The following is an 18,813-nucleotide window of genomic DNA, read 5'->3' on the forward strand; positions in this document are numbered from 1 at the left end:
GGGGGTTCAGAAGTTGTCCTTCTGATAGGTACTATATTACAATGTAACTGTTGCAAAATTGTGACTGAACTATAAAAGAAATATAATCATTTCTAAAATAAAAATTGGAGCATTAGAAAATATGTCAAAAAATAATCGCAAAAAAGTAAATAAGAAAAAGAAGAAATACGATCCAAATGGAGCATTTGGCCGCTTTATGCTGGCAATGATAATTCTGGGAATCGTAATTTTATTATTCATAAATGTTGCTCTTCCTATCGTAAAAGAGAAGTTTAAGAAAGCTGCAGCAGAAAAAACTGTTGATATCCTAAGTGAGAATATTGAGAAGATTGCTGGTGATAGCCCGGAAGCTCAAAAACTTACTGAAACTCTTGAGAATATGTCTGAAGAGGACAGAGAGACTGTTACTGAGATAGTAGCAGAGCATATGGATACAGAAACAGTTTCTGAAGTAATGGAATATGTAACTGATGGAGATCAGCAGGGGCTTATAGAATACGCTTCAGAAAATCTTTCTCCAGAAGAAGTAATGGAGCTCATGGAAATTTACGGAAAATACGCTGACTAAAGCGTGAAAAATGAATAATTATAAAAAATAATCCTATAACGCAAAAACACCCACGGGGGGACGTGAGTGCCTGCGATTTTCTTATGAGGGGGAGATAGTGATTATCTCTAAACGGCTTAGAGAAGTATTGCATCACTAACCTTGACTAATACTATAAACAGAAAATGTGTACAAAAAGTGAAAAAAATGTGGAAAAAAAGTATAAATATAATTTCTTTTCTTCATCGTATTCATTCGAATGTAATTTCCTTTCAAAATTGATTAAAAAACATAAATTTGAGGCTAGCACATCCTAATTATAATGATATTATGACTTATAAGGCGTAGTTTTGTTTTAAGAAAAGGAGGGCAAAATGAGCAGCATTTCATCAGTCGGTGGATACTCGAGTTACTCACCATACTCCACCATAGCAGCTGGCGGAACATACACTAGTGCTTCTCAGGGTGCTTCAGAGCTTGCTATTCAGGAAAAGACAGAGTCTCAGGTTCGTGGACTTGATGCAGGAAGTGAAAATCTTACTTCTGCAAAATCTGTTCTCAATATTGAGGATGGCGCGCTCGATGGTATTACTGATTATCTGCAGTCAATAAGAGAGCTTTCAGTAAAAGCTATGAATGGAACAATGTCAGATGATGACAAACAGTACATTCAAGATCAGATAGAGCAGTATAAGCAGGGAATAGAAGACATAGCTAATGGCACAACATACAATGAAAAGCAGCTGTTAAACGGTAAGACACAGGATATGTCAGTAGCTACAGACAACAATGGTTCAGAAGAAACTGTTTCTACTTACAATACAACATTAAAGGCTCTTGGAATTGAAGATTACAATGTTACAGGTGATTTTAATGTAAACGACATCGACAAAGCTCTTGAGAAGGTAACAGGCAATAGATCAAACGCTGGTGCACAGACAAACGGCGTTGAGCATGCACTTACTTACAATTCACATGCAGCTATGGAACTTAACGGATACCAGATGGACAAGGAAGAGGACAATGCGACAAAGGCTCTTCAGCAGCTTAAGACTCAGCAGGCACTAAATTCCTATCAGACTCTTTTACAGAAGAAAGAGCAGGAAAACAACGAAAGACAGTCACTTATGGTATTTGCATAATTTGTGTAATGAACATTATAGTGTGATGAGAATCTACGAAAATGTGATATAATTTTCGTAGATTCTTTTTTTATGTGTCTAAATGTTCGAAAAAACAATCTAACAAATATGTACGCCACAGACGGACATATGTTTTTTAGTCAAAGAAACTTGATCTATTTTAATCAGATAGAGCGATTTTAACCCCGTGTACTTGACATAAAGTAATCATTTCGTTAACATTATTGTTGTTGCATGATTATATGCGTGTATACAATCTTGAATTATTAGTGCAATGACGCACATTTACTGGCTGTCATTGCAATTTTTTTATAGGGTTTAGCGCGTTGAAGTTATGCAACTTTGAACCATGACAATGGTTCAAAAAAGATCAAAAAAATGGGTGGAGAAACTAGGGTATGAACACAAAGACACTAATGTACATTGTCAAAAGGATCTTTTTGGCAATAGTTACGATCTGGGTAGTCATCACGGTTACCTTTTTTGTAATGCACGCTGTACCAGGAGGACCATTCACTGGTGAGAAGGCAGTCACAGAGTCCGTTAAGGCAGCTATGGAAGCTAAGTACGGTCTGGATAAACCTCTTGGAGTACAGTATCTGACTTATCTAAAGGATGTTGTGACCAAATTTGAATTTGGCCCATCATTAAAACAACGAGGCAGAACAGTCAACGATATCATCGCTGATGGTATGAAGACATCTGTTAAGATTGGTCTTATTGCTGCGGTCATCGCACTTGCTTGCGGTGTAATCCTTGGTTCTATTGCAGCACTTCGCAGAAACAAGTTAATAGACAGGATCATCATGATCATTACAACGGCTTTCGTATCAATGCCATCATTTATCATGGGATCACTTTTACTGATTTTGTTTGCCATCAAGCTTGGAATCTTCCCGGCTAACGGAGCAGCTAGGAACGGTTTGGTACTTCCTGTGATAACACTTTCACTTTATCCAATGGCTTATATCACAAGGCTTACCAGATCATCAATGCTTGAAGTTTTGGGTCAGGACTATATCAGAACAGCTAAGGCAAAGGGTGTTTCAGGAATGAAGATAATCTTCGGACATGCTCTTAAGAATTCACTTATTCCTGTCATCACATATTTTGGACCGATGTTAGCGGGTATTACAACAGGATCACTTGTTGTTGAACAGATCTTTGCAGTTCCCGGAATCGGAAGAGCTTTTGTAAACAGTATCACAGGACGTGACTATCCACTTGTTATGGGCACAACTATCGTACTGGCAACACTTATCGTAATCATGAATCTTGTTGGAGACATCTTGTATAAGGTTGTTGACCCACGAATCACACTGGAATAATGAAGGAGAAATGACAGATGGATATCACAAAGTTAAGCGCGCAGGTTAATTTAGAAGATTTTAATCCTGCTACAGAAGATGAAAAAGAATACATGGTCCAGATGCGTCCTTCATCTACATTCTTTAAGGACAGCGTCAAAAGACTTCTTAAAAATAAAGTAGCAACAGTTTGCTTCTTTATCATAATACTTATTACTTTAGCAGCTATTTTGGTTCCAATATTCTGGCCATATTCATATGATCAGATGCTTGGAATGACACCGGGTAAACCGGTTGATAATTCATTCAATGATCTTAAGCCTTTTGAGTATGGCAGATCAGAGATCAGAAGAATGGAAGCTGGAGAGTCAGTTATTCCTCATATCTTTGGAACAGACTCACAGGGTAGAGATTACTTCATAAGAGTAGTGTACGGAACACGTATTTCACTGGCAGTTGGTTTCTTTGCCAGCATCATCGTTCTCATTATAGGTATGACTATCGGTTCTATCGCAGGTTATGCGGGAGGCAAGGTTGACCTTATCATAATGAGAATCGTAGATATCATCTATTCATTACCTGACATGCTGATGGTTATTCTTTTATCTTCGGTACTTAAGGTAGTAATGGAGGGAGCACTGGACGGAACTGTCCTTGCCAAGATTGGATCAAATATCATCAGTTTGTTCATTGTATTTGGTGTTCTGTACTGGGTATCAATGGCAAGACTTATAAGAGGTCAGATCTTGTCACTTAGAGAACAGGAATATGTACTTGCTTCTCAGGCTGCAGGTGCTAAAGGTAAATGGATCATCTTAAAGCACCTTATTCCTAACTGCTTCTCAGTAATCATCATTTCAACAGCACTTCAGATTCCTAGTGCGATCTTTACTGAGAGTTACCTTTCATTCCTTGGACTTGGTGTTAATGCTCCTATGCCTTCACTTGGCTCACTTGCTTCTGATGCACTTAATGGTATTTCATCATATCCATACAGACTGGTTATTCCAGCACTTGTTATTTCGCTGATAGTTCTTTCACTTAACCTTTTTGGTGACGGACTTAGAGATGCCTTTGATCCAAAGCTGGATACATAATTTGAGAGCAGAACTACATTAAGAATGTATGGGAGAAAAAAGATGAATTTATTAGAAGTAAGAGATCTGCATACCTCATTCTTTACTGATGCAGGAGAGGTTAAGGCAGTTAATGGAATATCTTTTGACCTGGATAGGGGAAAAGTACTTGGAATAGTAGGAGAGTCTGGCTCTGGTAAGTCAGTTACTGCATATTCAATAATGCAGATTTTAGCTGGAGCAGGCAAGATCGTATCAGGATCGATAAAGCTTGATGGACAGGAACTCGTTGGAGCTGGCGAGAAGGTTATGAAGACCGTTCGCGGCAATAAGGTGTCTATCATCTTCCAGGATCCTATGACATCGCTCAATCCTACTTATACGATCGGACATCAGCTTATGGAAGCAATCTTGCTCCATACAGATAGAAATAAAGAACAGGCTAGAGAAAGAGCAATCGAAATGCTTAAGCTTGTTAATGTAAATGAGCCTGAAAAGAGAATGAATCAGTATCCATACGAGTTTTCAGGCGGTATGAGACAGCGTGTAATGATCGCTATGGCTCTTGCCTGCGAACCGGATATCCTGATCGCTGACGAGCCTACAACAGCTCTTGACGTTACAATTCAGGCACAGATCCTTGACCTTATGAAGTCACTTCAGGAAGAACTTGGAATGGCTATCATCATGATCACACACGATCTTGGCGTTGTAGCTCAGATGTGTGATGAAGTTATTGTTATGTACGCAGGTTCAATCTGTGAGCAGGGAACAGCAGATGAGATATTCTACAATCCTTGCCACGAGTATACAAAAGGTCTTCTCCGTTCTATCCCAACTGAGGGAAAAGAGGGCAAGAAGCTCGAACCTATTGCAGGTACACCTATAGATCTTTTGAATATGCCAAAGGGATGCCCTTTTGCACCTAGATGCGATGCAGCTATGAAGATATGCCTCAGAGAAAGATGTGAGCGCATGCAGATCAATGATTTCCATGCTGCAGGCTGCTGGATGAATGTTAAAAAGCTTATGGAAGGCGGTGCAAAGTAATGGGTGATTCAAACGAAAAGAACCTTGTTGAGATCAAGCATCTCAAGGAATATTTCAATGTAAATGTTGGATTTTTTAAGACCAGACCACTTAAGGCGGTAGATGATGTTTCTTTTTCCATCAAAAAAGGTGAGACCTTAGGACTTGTAGGAGAGTCAGGCTGTGGTAAGACAACAGTTGGACGTACGATCCTTAATCTCTACAAGCCAACAGCTGGTGAAATCTGGTATGACGGCAAGCTTATTAAGTCAAATGAAGATATCAAGGAATTTAGAAAGAAAGCGACTATGGTTTTCCAGGATCCTTATTCTTCACTTAATCCTAGAATGACTGTATCGGATATCATAGGAGAACCTCTCGATATCCACAATATGTACAAGACTAAGGAAGAGAGAAGAGAGCGCATTCTTGAACTTATGAGTTATGTAGGACTTAACTCAGAGCATGCTTCAAGATATGCTCATGAATTCTCAGGTGGACAGAGGCAACGTATCGGAATTGCAAGATCTCTTGCAGTAAATCCGGAGTTTATTGTGTGTGATGAGCCTGTATCTGCTCTTGATGTATCAATTCAGGCACAGGTTATCAATATGTTTGATGAGCTTCAGGACAAACTTGGACTTACGTATTTGTTCATTGCTCATGATCTTTTGGTGGTGAGGCATATCAGTGACAGAATAGCTGTTATGTACCTCGGTAAAATGGTAGAGCTCGCAGATGCAGAAGAGATTTACAAAAACCCACTTCACCCATACAGTAAATCGCTTCTCTCTGCAGTTCCAGTTCCTGATCCAAAGATTGCAAGAGCAAATAAGCGAATCGTGTTATCAGGTGATATACCAAGTCCTTTAAATGCACCATCTGGATGTCCATTCAGAACAAGATGCCCATATGCAGATGAGCAGTGCTCATGCTCAATGCCAGAGTTTAAAGAGGTGTCAAAAGGACACTTTGTAGCATGTCATCACATGGAAAATGTCAACTAAGTCGTTAAAAGATGCAAGAGCATTTTTTATAAAAAACACTTTATTATCTTATAAGGAGGATAATTATGAAAAAGAAGTTATTATCAGTATTACTTGCTTCATGCATGGTCTTAAGCCTTGCAGCATGCGGTGCTTCTTCTGAGACACCTGCATCAAACGGCACAGATAATGCACAGCAGGCAACAGATTCAACAGAATCTGATGCAACTGCTACAGACAGCGCAGCAGCTGGAACAAACACAGGTGTTATCAATGTTTGTCTTGCTTCTGAGCCTGCTACACTTGATCCAGCACTTAACTCAGCTGTTGATGGTGCTACAATGATCAACCACCTTTTCTCAGGTCTTGCTAAGTGGGGACTTGATGCAAATGGTAATCTTGAGCTTCAGCCAGATTGCGCTGAGGAACTTGTAGAAGGTGTAGAGAATGAGGACGGAACAGTTACTTATACTTATACACTTAAGGATGGCCTTACATGGTCAGACGGACAGCCTGTAACAGCAGGTGATTTCGTATTTGCATGGAACCGTGCAGCAGGACAGGCTCTTGCAGCTGACTATGGTTACATGTTTGAAGTAGTTGATGGATATGCTGATATGTGGGCTGATGATGCTAAGGGCGACGAGACTCTTAACGTTAAGGCCATTGATGACAAGACTCTTGAAGTTACTCTTGTTAACCAGGTTGCATATTGGAATGAGCTTCTTGCATTCCCTACATACATGCCAGTTCGTGAGGATGTAGTTTCTAACGAGTCATGGGCAACAGATCCTTCAACATATGTTAACAACGGTGCATATGTAATGTCTTCTTGGGAGCATAACTCAGTTATCACTCTTACAAAGAATGATAAGTTCGTTGATGCTGACAAGGTTACAATGAACGAGATCAACTTCTACCTTTCAGACGATGCTAACAACCAGCTTGCTAACTTCGAGAATGGTGACTGGGAGTTCATCGACGACGTTCCTACAAACGAGATCGCATCTCTTAAGGACAAGTATCCTACACAGTTTGTAACAGCTGGTCAGCTTGGTACATACTATGTATGCTGGAACATCAACGAAGAGATTCTTCCTTCATCAAGCACACTTACAGGTGTTGAGAAGGCTAATGCTGAGAACGAGATCCGTAATGCACTTGCACTTCTTATCGACAGAAATTACATCGTTAACGATATTGCACAGGGTGGACAGGTTCCTGCTTCTTCATTCGTAGCTATGGGTCTTACAGATGCTGACGGATCACAGTTCTATCAGAATGCTGGTCCTGACAAGAGCATCACAGGTTACTATGATGTAACAGACGCTGCTTACGAAGATAACTGGACAGCAGCTATTGAAACACTTAAGAAGTACTACACATTTGATGAGTCTACACAGCAGTTTACAGACTTCCCAACTCTTACATACCTCTACAACACATCAGAGGGACACAAGGCAATTGGTGAGGCTATTCAGTCAACATTTGCTGGTATCGGTATCACAATGAACCTTGAGAATCAGGAGTGGGCTACATTCCTTGATACAAGAAAAGCTGGTAACTATTCAATCGCTCGTAACGGTTGGCTTGGTGACTACAATGATCCTATTTCATTCCTTGATATGTGGACAACAGCATCAGGTAACAACGATGTACAGTTTGGTAAGGGCGACAACGCAGATGTTAAGGCATACTCACTTGATATTACAGATCTTGGATATGACACAAAGGTAGAGAATGGAACATGGGCTGAGACATACGATGTACTTATCGGCGACATCAAGACTTGCACAGATACAAATACACGTTATGAGCTTATGCACAGAGCAGAAGACCTTCTTATGTCAACAGGTTGCATCTGCCCAATCTACTACTACACAGACCTTTACATGATCTCTGACAAGGTATCAGGCTTCTTCTCAAGCCCACTTGGATACAAGTACTTCATGTACTGCTCAGTAGCTGAGTAATTGGCTTCGCGGACGCATATTTAGAATCCGTAATATAGTGATTTGTTCACTCCGATAGATTTCGTAGTGATACATAAGACAATAATTAAAAGAGCTATGGTTTATTTCATGTTATTCAGAACATAAACCATAGCTCTTTTAATTATTGCCATGTATCTACTACAAAATCTAAATCGTTCACAAATCACTATATTTACGGATTCTAAATATGCTGTTCGTGTAGGAATACGATACTTAGTAATTGAGAAAAATGAAGGTAAGAATAACTAATAAATTTAGATTAAAAGTGGTGTATTTATTTGCGGGAAAAATAGAATAAATAGTACTCAAATTAAGTCCATTATAAAGAAAGTATGTGATATACTATAAAACGTTTGGGGAAAATTATTAATAATAAGAAACAATTAGTAAAGGTAAGAGCTAGGAATGAGTACACATTATAACGCGTTTATTTCGTATAAGCATGCGGACCTGGATAATAAGGTGGCAGCGCTTATTGAAAAGGATTTAGAGCGCTATCATATTCCGAAGAAATTACAGAAGAAAACGGGATATAAGAAGATTGAGAGAATCTTTAGAGATACGGATGAGCTCCCCATCACTAGTGATCTTAGTAGTACTATTGAGGAGGCACTGGCTAATTCAGAGTATCTGATCGTTTTGTGTTCGACTAATACACATCTTTCAACATGGGTTGAGAGGGAGATAGATATCTTTTTAAGAAATCATACGAGAGATCAGATATTTACTGTAATTGCAGATGGTGAGCCCCATGATGTAATGCCAAAGGTATTGCAGACAAGGGAAGTTGTAAGAACAACAGCTGACGGGCATGAAGAGACTGTTGTGGAGGATGTAGAGCCTCTTGCCTGTGACTACAGACTTAGCAGAAAAGAGGTTAAGTCTACTGAGGTTCCAAGGCTTGTTTCTGCCATGATTGGTTGTAATTACAACGAGCTTATGGACAGACAGCGTCAGTACAAGATGAAGAGACTGACTGCGGCTGCAGCAGCTGTTATGATGCTTTCTCTTGGCTTTGGCGGATATATGTTATATAGCAATCAGAGGATAAATGAGAACTACAGACAGGCACTTATCAATCAGTCCAGATATCTTGCTAAGGAGTCAGCATCTCTTTTAGACGATGAACAGAGGATTCCTGCTCTGCAGCTTGCTCTTGCGGCTCTTCCAAGTGAAGAATATCCTGATAGACCGGTTATTCCTGAGGCTGTAAGTGCTCTTTGTGATGCATCAGTTGCCTATCTTACAAGGACAGGGTCAAATATCCTTTCAGGTTGGGTGTACAAAATGCCTGATACTGTGGATAAGTTTGTTGTAGATCCTGATTCCACTTCGCTTGCTGCTCTAGATTTTAGAAACAATGTTAAGGTATGGAACAAGGATAATCACGAGCTTGTTTATGATTATGCATCCAATGATTTTGAAACAGAGGTTAGCGATATAGAGTATATTGCTGACAATAAGCTTCTCGTAAGAGGATCACATTATCTTAGATGCATCAATTCTAAGACTGGAGAAGAACTTTGGTATGTTGATGATCTAAGTGAAGATATTATCACAAGCAGGATTGTTGCTATTGATGATGAATACTTTATGATTCAGGATCTTAAAAATGTAATTTATAAGCTTTCTACTGCAAATGGTCAGGTTGAAAAAACATATGAGCTTCTTGTAGATAATGAAAAGCAAGAAACTGCTGGACTTACAGGAGCGGTCATATCACCATCAAAGGATAGAATTGCGTTTCTTTCTAAGATTGGTGAAGATGATAAAGGGGTTATTGTTATATGGGACTATGTAAATGAGGAATTCTCAGTATTTGATATGACAGAAATTGATACCTTTGACGATGACGATTATCTTGATAATCTCTACTGGGTAGATGATGAGCATTTATGCGTTTCTTGTGATACATATGATGATTCGGTCACCAATTCAAGTTATCTGAATATGCGTACTTATGCTATAAATCACACTATTTTGTATTGCATTGATCCTAAAGAAATGACACTTCTTTGGAAAAATGAATTTGAGTATTCTGATCTAGTGATCGATGATGGTTTTGTTAAGGTTCCGTATTGTCATGGTGTTGCTTACTATGAAGGGAATGTCTGCAATATCATGGATATTGATACTGGTGAAGTACTCTTTTCACACAATGTTAACGAGCCATTTGTTTGTATGAGAAGTTCTGATACTTATCCTTTTGGTATTACAGCTAATGGTGGAATGACAGATGTAAATGATACGCAAGGCAATGATGTAGTACAGGTAATGTACTATTTTGCAGATGATATCAAAAAAGCTGTGTTCAACAGGGGAGTTTATCTGAATCAGTATAGCAGCAACGAGATAATCTATTATGAATCAGATGTGCGTGATGATAACTGGCAGATGTATGAGGATGCGCCTGTTACATCTGGATCGCATCAGGATTATTTATATGATGACAAGATCCTAAGTTTGGTAAAAGAAAATGGAATCTATCTTAGGGTATATGATCCAAATAATAAAAAGCTTATAAATGAAATTGAAGTAAATAAGGATGAATCGCAGTACTATAATATAAATATTTTAGGCCTGAAAGGTGATCAGGCTTATGTTAGCAGCTGGATCGATCACAATTATAATGTTTATACAGTTAATGTAATTACTGGTGAAGTAACTGGAAATACTTTAATTAGTGATGGTAGCTCTTATTCTGAGCCACTTGTATCTTATTCAGATGGAAAGCTTGCGGTTTATTATATAAGTGCAGGAGAAACAATCTATATATATGACATTGCTCAAAGTGATGTCACTGGAGAATATCCTTTTGTTGAGGAGGGAAGCAAAGGATTCAGTTCAAAGAATCTCATTAGATATGATGCTGAAAGCGGCTATGTATATGTGGGAGGAACTAAGGATTATCTGATAAATCTTGAAACAAAGGAAGCTAGAGAAGTAGCTTTACCTGATAACTGGGATGGAACTGACGGAATAGTAATTGATTCCAAGAACCAAAGAGTTATTACTTCAGATGAAGATACAGTACTTGTCAGAGATTTTGATGGTAATACCATTTTTGTGATAGATGGAATAAAAGTTAAATTCTTTGACCCTTACGTTTATAACCCTACTGGAAACATAGAAGATGCTTATCTTTTAATAGCTTTTACCGATGGCAAACTTAACAGATATAGCTATGTAGATGGTAGTTATGTTGGATATAACAAGATCTACGAAGTAACGATTTATTCTGACGATAAGCACAAAGCAAGCTGGTATGTTGATTCTGCAAACAACTCTTTATATGTGACTACAAGAAATATGACCGACATAATTGATACAACTGAATGGATCAAAATCAGATCTATTCCATATAGTATCGGTTATCATGCAGGATCTGATAGTTTTGTTGTATACTCAAATGATGAAGATAGAGAGATGCATCTTGGCTATTTCAAGCGATATACTCTTGAAGAGCTCATTGAGAGAGGACGTAAGATGCTTGATGGTATTGAGATGTCTGAGGATTTTAAAGCTACCTATGGAATAGGTTAATATAAAAGCTTTATGTGGAGGAAATTATGGAAAATGAAAGATTGAAACCGATGTTATTTACTGTACTTAAAGGGTACACAGGCAAGCAGTTTGTTACTGACCTGATCTCAGGTATCATTGTAGCGATCATTGCACTGCCTCTTTCAATTGCCCTTGCCCTTGCTTCTGGCGTTGGCCCACAGGAAGGTCTTTACACAGCAATTGTTGCTGGATTTATCATCTCTTTCCTTGGTGGTAGTAGAGTACAGATTGCAGGTCCTACAGCAGCTTTTGCAACTATAGTTGCAGGAATCGTTGCTACAAAGGGCATGGAAGGACTTGCACTTGCAACTATATTTGCCGGCATTTTGCTGATACTTATGGGCGTGTTCAAGCTTGGCTCACTGATCAAGTTCATCCCATACACAATTACAACCGGCTTTACTGCAGGTATTGCCGTTACTATTGCAATTGGCCAGGTAAAAGACTTCCTTGGTCTCACATACCCGGCTGGAACTACAACAATTGAGACAGTAGATAAGGTTAAGGCTATTGTTTCAAATATTGGAACACTTAATATCTGGGCTTTAGTTGTTGGACTTGTTTGTCTTGCGATCCAGATCGTATGGCCAAAGATCAACCAGAAGATCCCTGGTTCACTTATTGCGGTAATCGTTGGAATACTTATGGTTAAATTCCTTGGACTTAATGTGAATACAATTGGTGATCTTTATGAGATAAGTGGAAAACTTCCTACTCCTCATATTCCAGCATTTGATTTTAGGACTATCCAGTCTGTAGCAGGTGATGGCTTTACAATTGCAATCCTTGCTGCAATTGAATCTCTTTTGTCTTGCGTAGTAGCAGACAGCATGATCGATTCCAAGCATAGATCAAATATGGAGCTTGTAGCTCAGGGCGTTGGTAATATTGGTTCAGCTTTGTTTGGTGGTATTCCAGCAACAGGTGCTATTGCACGTACAGCAGCTAACATCAAGAATGGTGGTAGAACTCCTGTCGCAGGCATGATCCACTCTATCTGCCTTGTTCTTGTGCTCGTAGTACTTATGCCTTTTGCAGCACTTATTCCAATGCCAACTATTGCATCAATTCTTTTCATGGTTGCATATAACATGTGCCAGTATAAGGTATTTACTCATCTTGTAAAGACAGCACCAAAGAGCGATATCATTGTACTTGTAACTACATTTATCCTTACAGTCGTATTTGATCTTGTAGTAGCTATCGAGATCGGTATGGTTCTTGCCTGCCTTCTCTTCATGAAGAGAATGAGCGAGGAGTCAAGAGTTCGCGGCTGGAAATACTATGATCCAGAAGATGATCCAGACGGACCTGGACTTAAGGATATTCCTAAGCATGTAAGAGTTTATGAGATCAGTGGACCTATGTTCTTTGGTGATGCAGAGCAGATTGCAGAGATCAGCTTCAAGGAATTCACAAGAGCTCTTGTAATCCGTATGCGTGGTGTACCAGCTATCGATGCAACAGCTATGCACTCATTTGAGCAGCTCTACGAGAAGTGCAAAAAGAACAATGTTCAGCTTGTTTTTTCTCATGTAAACGAGCAGCCTATGAACACCATGGAAAAAGATGGTTTCGTAGACCTTGTTGGCCGTGAAAACTTCCAGCCACACATCGACGATGCATTGAAGAGAGCAGCTGAGATTTGATTTAAGATCATATGGATGACAGCGAGGGAAAGACATGAATAAGATTGAGTTACTTTCAGATTATCCATATTTGTATGAGACACACATGCACACTTCTGAGGGAAGTAAGTGCGGTATGTGTCCGGCAGAAGAAATGGTGAGAGCATATAAGGAAGCAGGATATGCTGGAGTTATGGTTACTGACCATAACTGGGGAGGTAATACTGCGGTAGATAGGAATCTTCCTTGGGAAGAGTGGCTTGATAAGTTCTTTATGGGATATCATAATGCCAAGGCGGAAGGCGATAGGATCGGACTTCCGGTATTTCTTGGATATGAGGCTACACAAGGTTGTGGTCATGATTTCCTTATTTATGGATTTACTATTGATTGGATGAAAAAACATCCAGAACTTCGAGAGGCTGGAATTCCTGAGCAGTATGAACTTATTCACTCAGTTGGCGGAATGGTGATAAACGCTCATCCATATAGAGAAGCTGATTATATTGATGAAGTGCTTACTTTTGAACAGTACGCAGATGGCATAGAGATGTTTAATGCTGGGCACCTTCCTCACAGAGAGGGGGCAGCAGATCACAGCATTTGGAATGAGAAGGCTGTTAAACTTGCTAACGACAATAATCTTCCTGGAACTGCAGGATCTGACCAGCACAGTACAAGTCTATTTGGCGGAGGTACAGCATTTAGAACACCGCTTAGGTCCATAGAAGATTATATGAACAGGATAAAGAATCATGAAGATTACGTTCTTACTGATGGCAGACATTGGTACGATAATCGTGGACATATGATCAAATAAAAAGAAAGGCTAATGTGATCAAGATCACATTAGCCTTTTTATTATGCGTTCTGCTGTTTGTACTGTTCGTTCTTGTTTTCTAACATCTGGATGTAATTTGGACTGCTCCAGATGTTCTCAATATCTTTTTTGTATAAGACATCTGTATGCCAGATATCTGAGCCGCAAACCTTACATGTGTTAGTAACTTCTACTTCATTACCGCACTTTGGGCAGCTGATGTAAAGGCAACGACCATCGATTCGTGTAGGAGAGATGGTGATATCTTTTACAGGGCCTCTTGATAAGATGATCTTTTTGGCTTTGCCAGTAGCGAGATAATCAGCAAGCTTTTTGATTCCAAAGCCTAAGGCTAATCCGATAACACCTGCGACAGTGATAATTTTAGAATCTGTCTGGTCTACGGCTGAAGATGAAGTGAAAAGATAGAAGATTCCAAGAATAGTACATGGAATTCCGATGGCCACTAAAAAGCCTCCGATCCAGCTTAGAAATGTGCAGGCTGGTGCGTGTGCGTACTTTTTGTAACGCATGACAGTATACATATTTTTTTCCTCCCAATATAAGCGTTTTGTATCAAAAATAAACTAATGGATATTTTAACAGACTGAACAAAGATTATCAAAGTCTGAGCGACAGCTATAAGAGAATGCTCATGCAAGAGCCATATGAGAAGCTTGCTCTTCTGACGATACTTCTTGTTGAGAGCATGGAGGGGATACATGCGCATAGCCCCAGAGGTGTTTATGCGTATAACACCTACAAGAAGAGCTAGTGAAAAACATTATCGTAGACTTGAAGAATATGCTCCAAGAAGTGGAACTGTACGGGCCCTGAGGTTGACTGAAAAGCAATATGCGGGAATAGTAATGTTATCTGGAGAAAATGATTATCAAGAGAAAATTGTAGGAAAGAACTGTCTGATAATGTTATAATGCTAAACATGAATGGGAATCTTGTAGTGATTAGAATCGATATATTGTGTGTTTATTTTTATAAACTACAGAATGTACTACAAATACGAGGGTCAATTTTTTGCCCCTCGTTCAACATAATAGTGTGATATAAGTACACTAATATTTTTGATATATAGTTTTTGAAAGGAAATAACAAATGAAAAAATATAGAAATATAATTATAGTCTTGTCTGCGACATTATTTATAGGCACAGCAATCATGGCAATGAATAGTGTAGACACCTACGCTGTTACTGATTATGACGGAAATGGGATCATTACTCACGATGAGAAAAAGAGATATTACTTGGAGGTGTATGGTGTTGATATGGATGCTCCTAATGCTGTCGAGCAAATGCAAAACGCTATGAACACGTTAGGTGAAAAATATAATACAAACAACACTGAAACCCTAAACTCTACTAAAGAAACTCAAAAACAAGAAACACACACTCATTCCTACACCGCTACTGTTACTAAAGAGCCTTCTTGCACTGAGGCGGGCGAAATAACCTACAAGTGCTCTTGTGGTGATAGCTACACAGAAGTAATTGCTATGAAGCCACATGATTATGAGTCGTCAGTAACAAAAGAACCCACTTGCACTGAAACAGGTACAGAGACCAAAGTCTGCAAGAACTGTGGTGACACAATAGAGTCGGTGCTCCCCGCACTTGGTCACAAGGCAGGGGATTGGGTAGTAGAAAAAGAACCTACTTGCGCCGAAGAAGGACGCAACGTTAGATACTGTACCGTCTGTGGTGAAGCGGTTGAGACAATGATAGTCGATAAACTTCCTCACACCGAAGGTGGGTGGGAGATCATTCAGAAACCTACACTCACCAAAACAGGCTTAAAGGTGATAAAGTGTACCGAATGCGGTGAAATCCTACAGGAAGAAGAAATCCCTGCTAACACAACCTTACTCTACATACTTATCGGAGCAGGTATTGTGGCTTTGATTGGTGTTATTGTGGGAATTATCGCTTACAAGCGAAGACACTAACAGTCCACAAATACGAGGGTCAATTTTTTGCCCCTCGTTCAACGGAATATCAAGAAGCTAGAAAAATGGAAGAAGTTTCCTAGAAAAATGGAATAAAGTGCAAGAAAAATGGAGCTTTTTAGCTAGAAAATTGGAATAACTGGCTAGAAAATTGGAATTTGGCGGTATGGAAATGGTAAAAAGCCATGAAATACCGCTATTTTTATGGAGTTTTTGGAAGCACTATAAAATGTGCAGAAAAACATTTAGAAACACAATATTTAGTTAGAAAAAAATAAATTGATTTTATTTGAGCTAGAAAATTGGAATGTATAAATGTTTTTGGCTAGAAAATTGGAATGAATTTGGATAGAAAAATGGAAGATTATTTATTGCTAACGAAAACCTTTGAAAAGCCATAAACAAATACGAGGGTCAATTTTTTGCCCCTCGTTCAACTTCATCTGAATCTAATTAACCATACCCTTTCTAACCATAATACATAAAGATATGATGCAACATAATGCATAGGCATAGCAAGGGATTTGATTTAAAAATTTATAGAACTAATTTTTCAATGTAAACGCAACACCGTGTTCGATTTACTATGATGGGAACCTTCTGTTGCATTTAATCTGACATTACTATCTATAACTAATACTTGGTATAGAATCCTAAATAGCTGACTAATTGATAAAATATAGGGTTTATGCTACTATAATAGCATAAAGTATTTAGTAAATTTATTCATTTAATAACTGAAAAAGTGGTATTGTTGGAGCTGTAGAAAGATAGACAAATGTATATCTTACTATGGCTTTTGTAAGCTTTGGACGGTATTGATAAAATAAGAAGCTCTGCTATAATACAGATATATTATTTTGAGTTATATTTCAGCTACACAATTACTATGTGAGCAACTTCGTTTAATATCGACAGCGGATGACTCATGGACGATTCTGTACTGGGCGAAGAATACAGGTTTCATCTTTGCAGAGCAAAAAGTGACGCTAAGAAAAGAACTGTTCCGTTTTTATCGAGTTCTAATTATTACATACTTAAAAATGATTTGAATGAGATGAAATGGAGGAAATAGAATACAGGTTAATCGCCTGAAGAATAACTATTAGTTATCAAGTAGGGCGAGGTTGACCTCCCCTATTTTGATATATAATTCAATTTAGGGAAGGAGGAAAGCCAGATGAGTGAGGTGATACAGATGGCAAAAGCACAAGAAGTTCATTTCTACAAACCAAACATGGGTGCATTACGAGGCAAAATTGGCGAGAGTATTTTGGAGACAATTCGCAACACACCAAGACCTGATCATTCTGCGCTAAAAAAAGAGGCAGATGAATATTTAAAGGCTCGTATGGCTGAGAAAAAAGCATGAATCCAAATTTTTATGATCTGTACGAATGTAGGCATTTATGTAAAAACGATATTGATAAACTCCACGAGTTTACCGTGCGAAAAGATGGTGGAAATTTAGCCAATTACTTAGACTCTCAAGCTATTTATGATGAAGAGGAGCATAATGCAAGAGTTTACCTTGTTATTGATAAGGAAACACAAGAAATTGCTGGCTATTTTGCACTTAAAGCTGGATTTGTCGCAGTACATGCAAAACGCAATCTTTTCTCAAAAGAGTTTGATTCTGTTCCTGGTGTTGAGTTAGCAAACTTTGCTGTTAACTCATCTTATATACAGAATCACGAAAACAGAAAAGGTTTAGGTGCTGCAATGTTTGAGTATTGTATTCTACCGATTGCAAGACAAGCTCAAGAAATAATAGGTATAAAATTTATCTATATTTTTGCCTTGCCTTATCAAGCACTGATTAAACGATATGAAACATATGGTTTTGCACGTTTAAATAAGTTGCAAGAACGCAATACTCACCTATTAATTCGCCCAAGATATGACGAGGGCTGTACTTTCATGTATCAGACACTTTAATGTATTCTAAAGCAAAAGAGATTCTGTCAGTTGACAGAATCTCTTTTTATTTCTCGTATTTTTACCAAATACTCATATAGACGTATATTTCGGTCATCTTTCCTCACTATACTGTTCTCTATATAGATACCTACATTGTCTATAGCCGTTTCAGGTAACAATCCTTTATTGTCTAACGCAACAGAAGCCCTTGATATCAATGCCATTGACGAAAATGGACGAATTTTTGATGTGGAAATACAGCGAGCTGACAAGGGTGCTGTGGCTGAAAGAGCAAGATTCAACAGTAGTATCATTGATGCAAACCAGCTCAAGAAAAAGCAAACCTACACTGATCTAAAAGAAAATTTTGTTATTTTCTTTACAGAAAATGATATTCTAGGTGGCAATCTGCCGATATATCATGTAGAAAGAGTTATCCAGGAAACAGGAAAACTTTTCAATGATGGAGAACATATCATTTACGTGAATGGAGCCTATCGTGCTGATACCCCGCTAGGAAAACTGGTACATGATTTTAACTGTACAGAAGCGAAGGATATGTTCTACAAAGAACTTGCGGAACGCGTCAGATACTTCAAAGAAACTGAGAAAGGAGTGGAGGCTATGTGTAAGACAATGGAAGTAATGAGAAATGAAGCAGCTGTTCAAGCATCAATACAAACAGCAAAGAGTTTTGGTGTGACGAACGAGAAAATCGTGGAACATTTGCTTTCCACATATAATTATCTCAGTGAAGATGAAGCTATAAGACTTGTTGAGGATTTCAACGAGGACTAAAGTCACTATAACGAAGGAGCGCTCACGATGGTGAGCGCTT

General features: G+C 38.6%; 16 protein-coding genes. 15 read left to right on the plus strand and 1 reads right to left on the minus strand.

Annotated features, from left to right (window positions below):
• Positions 1-121: 121 nt before the first annotated feature.
• From bhn_RS05660 to bhn_RS05705, 10 genes are all read left to right on the plus strand, one after another.
• Positions 122-568 carry a hypothetical protein gene (locus tag bhn_RS05660; RefSeq protein ID WP_071175778.1) on the plus strand — a complete coding sequence of 149 codons (447 nt, stop codon included), beginning with the start codon at positions 122-124 and terminating at the stop codon, positions 566-568.
• A gap of 353 nt (positions 569-921) precedes the next feature.
• Positions 922-1,689 (plus strand): flagellin, encoded by a 768-nt coding sequence (locus tag bhn_RS05665; protein WP_083385763.1) that lies wholly within the window; start codon positions 922-924, stop codon positions 1,687-1,689.
• A gap of 398 nt (positions 1,690-2,087) precedes the next feature.
• Positions 2,088-3,017: an ABC transporter permease gene (locus bhn_RS05670; RefSeq protein ID WP_071175779.1), complete on the plus strand. Its 930-nt coding sequence runs from the start codon at positions 2,088-2,090 to the stop codon at positions 3,015-3,017.
• 17 nt (positions 3,018-3,034) lie between these two features.
• Complete coding sequence (locus tag bhn_RS05675) at positions 3,035-4,093, plus strand: ABC transporter permease (protein ID WP_071175780.1); 1,059 nt, start codon at positions 3,035-3,037, stop codon at positions 4,091-4,093.
• Between the two features lie 42 nt (positions 4,094-4,135).
• Complete coding sequence (locus bhn_RS05680) at positions 4,136-5,122, plus strand: ABC transporter ATP-binding protein (protein ID WP_071175781.1); 987 nt, start codon at positions 4,136-4,138, stop codon at positions 5,120-5,122.
• The gene (locus bhn_RS05685; protein ID WP_071175782.1) at positions 5,122-6,108 is read left to right on the plus strand and encodes an ABC transporter ATP-binding protein; all 987 of its coding nucleotides are present in this window, start codon (positions 5,122-5,124) and stop codon (positions 6,106-6,108) included. Before bhn_RS05680 ends, bhn_RS05685 begins: the two co-directional genes overlap by 1 nt.
• 65 nt (positions 6,109-6,173) lie before the next feature.
• Complete coding sequence (locus bhn_RS05690) at positions 6,174-8,060, plus strand: peptide ABC transporter substrate-binding protein (protein ID WP_071175783.1); 1,887 nt, start codon at positions 6,174-6,176, stop codon at positions 8,058-8,060.
• Positions 8,061-8,486: 426 nt separating this feature from the next.
• The gene (locus tag bhn_RS05695; RefSeq protein WP_071175784.1) at positions 8,487-11,624 is read left to right on the plus strand and encodes a toll/interleukin-1 receptor domain-containing protein; all 3,138 of its coding nucleotides are present in this window, start codon (positions 8,487-8,489) and stop codon (positions 11,622-11,624) included.
• Between the two features lie 26 nt (positions 11,625-11,650).
• Positions 11,651-13,294, plus strand: a complete 1,644-nt coding sequence (locus bhn_RS05700) for a SulP family inorganic anion transporter (RefSeq protein ID WP_071175785.1) — start codon at positions 11,651-11,653, stop codon at positions 13,292-13,294.
• A 34-nt stretch (positions 13,295-13,328) separates the two neighbouring features.
• Positions 13,329-14,093: a PHP domain-containing protein gene (locus tag bhn_RS05705; protein ID WP_071175786.1), complete on the plus strand. Its 765-nt coding sequence runs from the start codon at positions 13,329-13,331 to the stop codon at positions 14,091-14,093.
• 41 nt (positions 14,094-14,134) lie between these two features.
• Here bhn_RS05705 and bhn_RS05710 read toward each other — a convergent pair whose 3' ends face one another.
• Positions 14,135-14,638: a hypothetical protein gene (locus tag bhn_RS05710; RefSeq protein ID WP_071175787.1), complete on the minus strand. Its 504-nt coding sequence runs from the start codon at positions 14,636-14,638 to the stop codon at positions 14,135-14,137.
• A 177-nt stretch (positions 14,639-14,815) separates the two neighbouring features.
• Here bhn_RS05710 and bhn_RS05715 point away from each other — a divergent pair, with 177 nt between their 5' ends.
• The 5 genes from bhn_RS05715 to bhn_RS05735 all read left to right on the plus strand — a co-directional run bounded on the left by bhn_RS05715 (position 14,816) and on the right by bhn_RS05735 (position 18,773).
• Entirely contained in the window at positions 14,816-15,028 is a 213-nt protein-coding gene (locus bhn_RS05715; RefSeq protein ID WP_071175788.1) for a CRISPR-associated endonuclease Cas2, read from the plus strand.
• A gap of 178 nt (positions 15,029-15,206) precedes the next feature.
• Entirely contained in the window at positions 15,207-16,055 is an 849-nt protein-coding gene (locus tag bhn_RS05720; protein ID WP_071175789.1) for a hypothetical protein, read from the plus strand.
• 1,180 nt (positions 16,056-17,235) lie between these two features.
• Positions 17,236-17,427 carry a hypothetical protein gene (locus tag bhn_RS05725; RefSeq protein ID WP_071175790.1) on the plus strand — a complete coding sequence of 64 codons (192 nt, stop codon included), beginning with the start codon at positions 17,236-17,238 and terminating at the stop codon, positions 17,425-17,427.
• Positions 17,424-17,993 carry a hypothetical protein gene (locus bhn_RS05730; protein ID WP_083385765.1) on the plus strand — a complete coding sequence of 190 codons (570 nt, stop codon included), beginning with the start codon at positions 17,424-17,426 and terminating at the stop codon, positions 17,991-17,993. The genes bhn_RS05725 and bhn_RS05730 overlap by 4 nt, the downstream gene beginning before the upstream one ends.
• Positions 17,994-18,128: 135 nt before the next feature.
• Entirely contained in the window at positions 18,129-18,773 is a 645-nt protein-coding gene (locus tag bhn_RS05735; RefSeq protein WP_071175791.1) for a PD-(D/E)XK nuclease family transposase, read from the plus strand.
• The last annotated feature ends 40 nt before the right edge of the window (positions 18,774-18,813 follow it).

Source organism: Butyrivibrio hungatei (assembly GCF_001858005.1).
Classification (GTDB): domain Bacteria; phylum Bacillota; class Clostridia; order Lachnospirales; family Lachnospiraceae; genus Butyrivibrio; species Butyrivibrio hungatei.